Origin of the sequence: Streptomyces sp. NPDC059853, assembly GCF_042731495.1 — a bacterium.
Taxonomy (GTDB): domain Bacteria; phylum Actinomycetota; class Actinomycetes; order Streptomycetales; family Streptomycetaceae; genus Streptomyces.
Genome location: NZ_JBHWJL010000218.1, coordinates 1 through 8,990 on the forward strand (window position 1 = coordinate 1; position 8,990 = coordinate 8,990).

Annotated in this window: 7 protein-coding genes and 2 pseudogenes; 3 read left to right on the forward strand and 6 right to left on the reverse strand. The window is 73.6% G+C overall.

Annotation, left to right across the window (positions count from 1 at the left end; all coding sequences use genetic code 11):
* Positions 1–74 precede the first annotated feature (74 nt).
* Positions 75–707, forward strand: a complete 633-nt coding sequence (locus tag ACFV5N_RS20245) for a pyridoxamine 5'-phosphate oxidase family protein (RefSeq protein ID WP_385601618.1) — start codon at positions 75–77, stop codon at positions 705–707.
* Positions 708–723: 16 nt separating this feature from the next.
* On the opposite strand, the gene ACFV5N_RS20250 is transcribed toward ACFV5N_RS20245, so the two are convergent.
* The gene (locus tag ACFV5N_RS20250; protein WP_385601621.1) at positions 724–1,620 is read right to left on the reverse strand and encodes an esterase/lipase family protein; all 897 of its coding nucleotides are present in this window, start codon (positions 1,618–1,620) and stop codon (positions 724–726) included.
* Between the two features lie 200 nt (positions 1,621–1,820).
* Between ACFV5N_RS20250 and ACFV5N_RS20255 the strand changes: the two genes are divergently transcribed.
* Positions 1,821–2,549: a M15 family metallopeptidase gene (locus ACFV5N_RS20255; RefSeq protein ID WP_385601623.1), complete on the forward strand. Its 729-nt coding sequence runs from the start codon at positions 1,821–1,823 to the stop codon at positions 2,547–2,549.
* A 169-nt stretch (positions 2,550–2,718) separates the two neighbouring features.
* Here ACFV5N_RS20255 and ACFV5N_RS20260 read toward each other — a convergent pair whose 3' ends face one another.
* From ACFV5N_RS20260 to ACFV5N_RS20275, 4 genes are read right to left on the reverse strand one after another with little or no spacing between them, the layout of a single operon-like run.
* Entirely contained in the window at positions 2,719–3,324 is a 606-nt protein-coding gene (locus ACFV5N_RS20260; RefSeq protein ID WP_385601626.1) for an ATP/GTP-binding protein, read from the reverse strand.
* Entirely contained in the window at positions 3,305–3,703 is a 399-nt protein-coding gene (locus tag ACFV5N_RS20265; protein WP_019434550.1) for a DUF742 domain-containing protein, read from the reverse strand. Before ACFV5N_RS20265 ends, ACFV5N_RS20260 begins: the two co-directional genes overlap by 20 nt.
* 11 nt (positions 3,704–3,714) lie before the next feature.
* The gene (locus ACFV5N_RS20270; RefSeq protein ID WP_385601629.1) at positions 3,715–4,155 is read right to left on the reverse strand and encodes a roadblock/LC7 domain-containing protein; all 441 of its coding nucleotides are present in this window, start codon (positions 4,153–4,155) and stop codon (positions 3,715–3,717) included.
* Between the two features lie 11 nt (positions 4,156–4,166).
* Positions 4,167–6,785 (reverse strand): nitrate- and nitrite sensing domain-containing protein, encoded by a 2,619-nt coding sequence (locus ACFV5N_RS20275; protein WP_385601631.1) that lies wholly within the window; start codon positions 6,783–6,785, stop codon positions 4,167–4,169.
* A gap of 121 nt (positions 6,786–6,906) precedes the next feature.
* Between ACFV5N_RS20275 and ACFV5N_RS20280 the strand changes: the two are divergent.
* Positions 6,907–7,224: pseudogene (locus ACFV5N_RS20280) on the forward strand (hypothetical protein); the annotation flags it as partial.
* A 17-nt stretch (positions 7,225–7,241) separates the two neighbouring features.
* Here the strand turns inward: ACFV5N_RS20280 and ACFV5N_RS20285 are convergent.
* Positions 7,242–8,945, reverse strand: a pseudogene (locus ACFV5N_RS20285) (hypothetical protein); the annotation flags it as partial.
* Between the last annotated feature and the right edge of the window lie 45 nt (positions 8,946–8,990).

The window sequence follows — 8,990 nt, forward strand, 5'->3', positions numbered from 1 at the left end:
CCTTCGGGGAGGGCGGCGGCACCGCCGTAGGCTGCCTGCTGTCAGCATCCGCGAGCACCCGGAAAGGGAGAGCGATGACGACCGCATCCGGCCCGTTCACGGAGGTCACCTCCGAGAGCGAACTGCGCGAGCTGATCGGCGAACCCGCCCCGTACACCCGGGACAAGGCCCGCTCCGCGCTGCACGCGCTGGACCGGGACTGGCTGGCCCGCTCCCCGCTGTGCCTGATCGCCACCAGCGGCGCGGACGGCAGCTGCGACGTGTCGCCCAAGGGCGATCCGCCCGGCTTCACCCTCGTGCTGGACGACCGCACCCTGGCCATCCCGGACCGCCCGGGCAACAAGCGCCTGGACGGCCTGCGGAACATCCTCGCCAACCCGCACGTCGGACTGATCTACCTGCTGCCCGGGCGCGGCGACACCCTGCGGATCAACGGCCGCGCCCGGATCGTGCGCGAGGCACCGTTCTTCGACGACATGATCGTGCGGCGCAACCGTCCCCGGCTGGCCCTGGTGGTGGAGATCGACGAGATCTTCCACCACTGCTCCAAGGCGTTCCTGCGCTCCCACACCTGGGACCCGGACAGCTGGCAGCCCGGGTCGCTGCCGAGCCGGGCCCGGATCGCCAAGGCGCTGGAGCGGCCGGACGATTCCCTGGCGCTGCTGGAGGAGCACTACGGCCCGCGCTACGCCGAGGGCCTGTACTGATCCGGCGCCGTTGGCCTCAGGACAGGAAGGACCAGCAGGTGGTGGGCTCGGCCCCGGCCGGGTCGAGGGCGTTGGCCGTCTCGTGGAAGGCCATCCGGTCGAGGAGGCCGATCGTGGCGTGCTCGGAGATGTTGAGCGGGCACAGGTCCTGGAGCAGGACGTTGCGTACGCCCGGCTCGTCGATGAACTGCGAGCGGTACGGGGTGACCACCTCGTCGTAGCGGGTCGCGATCACCGTGTAGGTGACGCCCGGCACCGTGTAGCCGTCCGCGTTCAGCTCGCGCAGGAAGCCGGAGCCCGCCACCTGCTGGGCGAGCGCGGGCGCGTTCCCGGCGATGGCCCGGTCCAGGGCGGGGACCAGGTCGAGGAGCTTGGTGAGCCCCAGCAGGGTGGTGCCGTTGGTGCTGGGCGCGATCGCGACGAACGCGTTGACCTTGCCGGCCGCGTCCGGGTGGTGCTTGAGGTAGTAGCGGGGCATCAGCCCGCCCTGCGAGTGGCCCACCAGGTCCACCTCGGAGGCGCCGGAGGCGGCGAGCACCCGGTCGACCTGGGCGGCGAGTTCGTCCGCCGACTCCTCGATGGGGGCCAGACCGCCCAGGAGCGGGACGCCGGGCAGCCGGCCGTAGTCGAAGGAGTGGACGCAGTAGCCGCGTGCGGCGAGATAGGGCGCGAGGCCCAGCCAGTTGGTGGTGCCGTCGGCGAAGGTGCCGTGCACCAGGACCACGGGCCGGGGGTGGGCGGGGGCCGGGACACAGCCCTCCTTGTTCCAGCCACCGGCGGCGGAGGCGGACGCCGCGGGGGCGGCACCCGCGGGCGCGGGCAGCAGGGCGAGCAGGACGGCGGCCAGCAGCGCGCCGAGAGCGGCGCGCGCGGTACGGGGACGGGTACGGGTACGGGGCCCGGGCAGCTTCATGGGGCGGCTCCTCGCTGATCACAGGGGGGATGACACCGCGGCAGAGGCTGGTCCGGACCGCCCTTACTGCTGAGTACTCCTCACGGTAGGAGCGGGCGCCGCCCCCGCCTACCACCGGGTACGTGAAGAAACCGGCACTCCGTCACCACATCGGCCGCACCGTGCTCGCGGCATCCGCGCACCCCTGATAGGAACCGGTTATGCGCCGCTCCCCCGCCGCCCTGGCCACCCTCGCGGTCGCCGGGGCCGCTCTCGTCCTGCCGCTGTCCGGTTCGCAGGGCCGGCCACCGGTGACGGACACCGCGCCCGCCGGCTTCGTGGCGCTGCGCACGATCGCCCCGGACATCGAGGAGGAGATGCGGTACGCGGGAGCGCACAACTTCACCGGCGAGCCCGTGGACGGCTACGAGGAACCGGTCTGCCTGCTCACCCGGGAGGCCGCCGAGGCGCTGGGCCGGGCCGCCGCCGGGCTGCGGGAGCGGGGCTACCGGCTGCGGGTGTACGACTGCTACCGCCCGCAGCGCGCGGTGGACCACTTCACCGCCTGGATGGCACGCCCCGAGGACGGCCGCACCCGCGCCGCGTTCTACCCACGCGTCCCCAAGGACCGGCTGGTGGAGGAGGGTTATCTGGCGGTGCGCTCGGGTCACAGCCGGGGCAGCACCGTCGATCTCACCCTGGTGCGGGCGGCGGACGGCACCCTGGTCGACATGGGGACCGGCTTCGACTTCTTCGACCCGCGCTCGCACGGTGACTCCCGCGAGGTCCCCGCCGGGGCGCGGGCCGCACGCCGCGTGCTGGCCGACGCCCTCGACGCCGAGGGATTCGCACCCGTGAGCACCGAGTGGTGGCACTTCGGCTACCGCGACGAGCCGTACCCGGAGACGTATTTCGACTTTCCCGTGTCCACCGGAGCGCTTGCTCGTTAGCACGGGCAACGGCGGCGGTCATTGGAGCCACCCCCGTGGGTCCCGATGTCCGCCGCCGTCACAGATCACCGACGTCACGTGGTCTCATCACGTTTCACGCTCCGGCGCGTTGTCACCTATTCGCGACATGGACGCAACAGCCTCAGGACGTCACGGCCGCAACCCCTGTTCAGGACACGGCGGAACGCTGCCGCGCCGAGCGGTGCAGCGCGTGCTCCACCACCGCCACCAGCGCGTCCCGGGCCGAGGCGCGCTCCCGCGCGTCGCACAGCATCACCGGCACGTCCTCGTCCAGGTCCAGCGCCCGGCGCACCTGTTCCGGCGGGTAACGGATGGCCCCGTCGAAGCAGTTGACCGCCACCGCGAACGGCAGCCCGCGGGTCTCGAAGAAGTCCACCACCGAGAAGCTGTCCGCCAGCCGCCGGGTGTCCACCAGGATCAGCGCCCCCAGCGCGCCGCGCGCCAGCTCGTCCCACAGGAAGCGGAAACGCTCCTGTCCGGGGGTGCCGAAGAGGTACACGATCACCGAGTCGCTGATCGTGATCCGGCCGAAGTCCATGGCGACGGTGGTGGACCGTTTCCCGGCGACCGCCCGGATGTCGTCCACCGGCCGCCCGGCCTCCGTCAGCGACTCCTCCGTCTGAAGGGTTTTGATGTCGCTGACGGCGCCGACCAGCGTCGTCTTCCCCACGCCGAAGGCCCCCGCGACGAGGATCTTCAGTGCCGTGGGATCGGCCGGCCTGCTGCGGCCGCGCTCAAAGGGCCCGGAGACCATCGATCACCTCACGGAGTGTGCTGTCGTCCTGCAACTGGGAGGCGGGGACGGGGCGGCTGACCCGGACCAGGCCGGCGTCCAGCAGATCGCTGATGAGCACCCGCACCACACCGACCGGCAGATCGAGCCCGGTGGCCAGTTCGGCCACGGACTCGGTGGTACGGCGGCAGCGGCGCATGATCTCGGCGTGCTCCGGGGCCAGTTCCCGGTCGGTGAGATCGCTGACGCCGCCGGCCGCGCCGTCCGGATCGCCGGTCTCCGCCGTCACCAGGGCGATCAGATCGAGGGGATGATCGACGGTTCCCCGGGTGCGGCCACGCGTCATCGCGTAGGGCCGCACGATGGGACCCGCCTCCTCGTCGAACCAGCCGTGGCTCATCGGCCGGCCGGTCAGCTCTCGCCGGCCGGGCCGCCGCGCGGGGCGATGCCCAGCTGCGCGCCGACCCGCTTGATCAGCAGCGTCATCTCGTAGCCGATCTGTCCGATGTCCGCCTCGATGTCGGCGAAGACGGCGAGCGCACTGCCCTGGCCGGCGGCGGCCACGAAGAGAAACGCGTCATCCAGCTCCACCAGGGTCTGGCGCACCCCGCCGGTGTTGAAGTGCGTTCCCACGCCCCTGGCCAGTGAGTGGAACCCGGAGGCCACGGCCGCGAGTTGTTCGCTGTCCTCCCGGCTCAGGGCCTTGGAGGCGCCGCGCGCCAGACCGTCGGCGGAGAGTATCAGCGCGTGGCGCATGCCCGCCACTTTGCCGACGAACTCGTCGAGTACGCCGTCGAGACGCTCGCCGTCCTGCGGAGTTCCGTGCCGGGCGTCGGCCCCCGGTGCAGTCATGGGTCTGCCCCTTACGGTGTCGGTGCCTGCGGGTCGTCGTCCCGCCTGGTGGTGGTGTGCTCACGGCGGTGACCGCCGTCGTTGTGCTGCCGGCCGCGCCGCCAGCCGAGCTGGAGTGCGGCCATCCTCGCCCGCACCTCGTCGGCGTCCTGCTCCGTGGGACCGGGGCCGGGGTGGCCCGCGGGCTCCGGCTCCTCCCAGGTGTCGGGGACGGGGGCGGGTGCGGGCCGGGTGCGGCGCTGCCGTCGCGGCAGTCCGGCGAGGGTGGTGCCGGTGCCGCTGTCCTCCTCGTGGCCGGGCGCGGGGTCCTCGCCCGGGGGTTCGCCGACCGGGCGGCCGTGGTCGGCGACCAGCACCGGGGTGCGGCGCCGCTGCGGCAGCGGGATCGGCGGTGGGGGGTCGTCCCCGGCGGGGGTGCCGGCCGGGGTGGCGGGGTCCTCGTGGTGGGGGGCGGCGGGCCGTCCGGCGGGGCCGGTGTCCGGCTCGGGGTGCCGGACACGGTCGCGGGCGCCGCCGGGGGCCGGGTCGCCGCCGGGGCCGGCGTGGGTGCCCGGGTGCGGACCGGTGCCGGGCTCGGCATCCGGTGCGGTGTCGGGGAACGGGTACGGGCCGAAGCCGCGCGTGCTCTCCCGGGAGCGCTCCAGGCCGCGGAAGCCGACCGGCGCCTCCAGCTCCACCGGGCCGTCCACCGGTCCGTTCAGCAGCTCGGGCGGGGCCGGGCGTTCGGGCAGCGGGGAGCGCTCGTCGGGGCATTCGCCGGTCTCGGTGAGCAGTTCGCCGGGCAGCAGCACCACGGCGGTGGTGCCGCCGTACGGGGACTCCTTGAGCGCCACCCGCACCCCGTGCCGCTCCGCGAGCCTGGCCACCACGAACAGACCGAGCCGGTCGGTGTCGGACAGATCGAACTCGGGGGTGTTCGCCAGCCGCTGGTTGGCCTCGCGCAGCGCCTCCGGGTTCATGCCCAGGCCGCGGTCGTGGATCTCCAGGGTGTAGCCGTGCGGGACGCGTTCGCCGGAGACCTGGACGGCGGTGTGCGGCGGGGAGAAGACGGTGGCGTTCTCCAGGAGTTCGGCGATCAGATGGGTCAGGTCGGCGACCGCGCCGCCCGCGACCGCGAGCTGCGGCATGCGGTGCAGTTCGATGCGCTCATAGTCCTCGACCTCGGCGACGGCCGCCCGCACCACGTCCATCAGCTGCACCGGCTTGCGCCACTGCCGGGCCGGGGCGGCGCCGGAGAGGATCACCAGGCCCTCCGCGTGCCGGCGCATCCGGGTGGTCAGATGGTCGAGCCGGAAGAGGTCGGCGAGTTCGTCGGCGTCGTCGGCGCGCCGTTCCATGGTGTCCAGGAGGCCGAGCTGACGGTGCAGCAGGACCTGGTTGCGGCGGGCGAGGTTGACCAGGACGTCGGAGATCCCGCGCCGTACGGTGGCCTGTTCGACGGCGGCGGCCACGGCCGCGCGCTGGAGGGTGTTGAGGGACTGGCCGACCTGGCCGACCTCGTCGCGCCCGTACTCCAGGTGCGGGGCCTCGGTCTCCACGTCCACCCGCTCGCCGGCCGCGAGCCGGCGCAGGACGCCCGGCAGCCGTACCTCGGCGGCGTCCTTGGCCTCCTTCGACAGCGTCATCAGGTCGCGGATCAGGGCCCGTCCGATGCGCAGCGAGACCACCAGCGAGACGATGACGGCGGCGGCGCCGAGCACTCCGGCGGCGCCGGCCCGCACCAGGACGGCGGTGGCCTCGGGGTCGACGGCGTCCTGGTAGCGCTCCTGGGCGGACTCGCCGAGGATGCGCAGCTGTTCGAGGGCGTTGCCGCCGGTGTCCACCCACTGGTCGGGGCGGGCGGAGCGGGTGCCGCCGTCCAGCAGCCGGCCCTCGACGACGGTGAGCACGTGACCGGGGCCGGTGTCCCAGAACACGTCGTGGGCGCGCTGGTCCTCGGCGGGCAGGTCGGGGAGGTAGGTGGTGTACGCGAGGGCGCGTTCGGTGATGCGGTCGCCCAGCTGGCGCAGTTCGGTGTCGGTCATGCGGCCGGCGGCGAGGGCGCCGGCCACCAGGGCGTCCTCGCGGGAGAGGTACTCGCGGGCCTGGGCGATGCCGACGACGGCGCGGCCGTGCCGGTCGAGGTCCACGTTCTCGACGAGGTGCAGGGCGGCGAGGAACCGGAAGCCGGGGTCGATGACGACCGTGTAGGCGTCGAGCGCGGCGGTGCGGGAGATGGTGTTGTTCTGCACCTGGTCGCGGAGGGCGGCGAGGCCGTCGAGGCCGGTGAGGAAGGCGTCGAGCCGGTCCTTGGCACCGCCGTTGAGGTCGTCGCGGGCGCCGCCCGCGGCCTGTTCGCGCACCTCGGAGACGGCCGCCTCGGTCGCCTCCTGGGTGTCGTGGAGGTCGGCGAGGGCGTCGGAGCGGCGCGGGTCGGCGAGGAACACCAGGGTCTGGCGGCGTTCTTGCTGGATGGCGTGGATGACGGCCTCGGCCGGGGTGCCGAGTTTGTCGGAGACGGAGGCGACGGCGAGCAGCGACCTGGCCTCGGCGACGGTGATGGCCGTGGCGAACGCCCAGATCGATACGAGCGACAGCAGGGGCACCAGCAGCAGTGCCCCTATCTTTCGTCGGATCGACTTCCCTCGCACGTGCGTGCCCTCCCCGGGGTGTGTCCGTGCCGTTGCGTGCTGCGACAGCGCGAGCCTACTACCGCGACAGGTGGCTGGGCGTGAGGACTTGGTGAGGGCGTGGGCCGGGCGGCATCTTACCATGGTGCCGCGGGACATAACAGAACATCTCACCGTACCGGAGGACGGCGGAGTGTATGCGAGACCCCGGATGCCCGATCCCGTGCGCAACGCGGCGGTACGGGCGGTCATCATCATCGCGCTGACGCTCAGTCAGGTGGTCGTGGTCCTGCTGTGCACGCTGGCCGGTTCCTGGCTGGCGCTGCCGATGACGATCTCCTCGGTCGCCTCCACCGTGGTGGCGACCTGGGCGGTGCTGGACATCTGGATCACCCGGCAGGCCTGGCTGCAGCGGCACGGAGTGGTGTCCGTGCCGAGCAGCGTGGCCCGCGGGCGCAGGTCCGCCGGGCATCACGATCACTGAGCCGGGGCGGCCCCGGCTTCCGTGGCCGGGTCCGCCTCGGGCTTGCGGTACACGCGGGTGGCGGTGATCTCCCCGTGGATGGTCTCGGTCTCGCCGGAGCGCTGCTGCGGCAGCCCGGGGCGCAAGTGCTCCTCGACGCTGATGTACTTGAGCCCGGCGCGCAGGTCGGCGTCGTTGCGCAGCCGGATGACCAGGGGGAACTCGGCCAGCGCCGTGGTGTCGAACAGGCCCGTGGTGTACAGCAGCTGGACGCCGAGGGCGTCGGCCACGGCGCGCTGGAGTTCCAGCAGATAGGTGGCGTTGGCGCGGCCGATGGGGTTGTCGAGGAAGAGGGTGCCGGCGTGCCGGTGCTTGTCGCGGCCCCGGTCGTTGCTGCGCAGGGCGGCCATGGTGCAGTACAGGGCGATGGCGGCGGTGAGCAGCTGCCCGCCGGAGAACACGTCGCCCATCTGCCCGACCGGGACCCGTTCGGCGCGCAGGACGGCGTCGGGCTTGAGGATCTCGACGGCCACGCCGCCCGGGCGCAGGGCGGCGTGGGTGCCGCGCAGGAGCAGGGACATGCCGTCGCGGCGCAGGTCGGAGTTCTTCTTGACGGCGGCGCGGGTGGTCTCGTCGATGACCTCGCCGAGCCGTTCGCTGAGGGTGGCCTGGTCGGGGTCCTCGAAGCGGATGCGCAGGAACTCCTGCCCCGACCACTCCCCCAGGCCCTCGGGCAGCCGGGACAGCCGCTGGGCGGAGCGCAGGGTGGCCAGGGAGGATTCGACGAGGCCGCGCAGCCGGTCCACGATGGAGTCGCGGTTGCGTTCCAGCTGGGCGAGTTCGTCGGTGAGGACGCGCAGCCGGGGCGCGAACGCCTCGGCCCAGGCGGTGGCGTGCTCGGGCAGGGCGGCGGCGGGCAGTTCGCGGATCTGCTGCCGGGCGGGGGTGCGTACCTGTTCGTAGCGGGCGGAGTTGGCGTGCCGCACCAGCAGGTCGCCGGCGTCGCGGACGGCCGCGTCGGCGGCGGTGAGGGCGGCGGCGCACGAGCGCAGGGCGCGGCGGGCGTCGGTGGCGGACTGCCGGGCCTCGGCGAGGGTGCCGGGGAAGGGGGTGTCCGGCTCGGTGCCGTCGTCCGCCGGCTGCTGCTCGGGCTGCGGGTCGCGCAGCAGGTCGCGCAGGAGGGCGGCGGTCTCCTCGAAGCCGCCCGCGCCGTCGCGGGCGGTGTGGTGCTCGCGCACCAGGTCCTCGTGGGCGGCGCGGGCGGCCGTCAGGGTGTCCTCGCGGGCGGCGAGTTCGGCGGTGGCGGTGCGCAGCAGGTCGCGGGCGTGCTCGGCGTCGGTGGGGACGCGGTCGGCGGGGAGGTCGGTGTGGGCCTCGCCCTCGGCGGGGGCGAGGCGTTCGGCTTCGCCGCGCAGCCGGCCCAGGTGTTCGCTGGCGGTGGAGGAGCGGGTCTCCAGCAGCTGGACGAGGGATTCGGCGCGGGCGGCGGCGGCCTGCCGGGAGGGGCCGTCGGCGCCGTCGAGTTCGGCGAGGAGTTTGGCGGCGCGGGTGCGGACCTTGTTGGTGAGGCGTTCCAGGGCGGCGCTCGCCGCGCTCTCGTCGCTCTCGGCGCGGGCCTGTTCGGCGCGCAGATCGGCGCCGACGCCGACCTTCTCGTACAGCTGGGAGGCCGTGCGGTACGCCTCGCGCAGGTCGGGGAGGGCGGCGGCGGGCGGTTCGGATCTCGGCTACACGCCTGACTCTTATAAACAGCTGACGCTGCC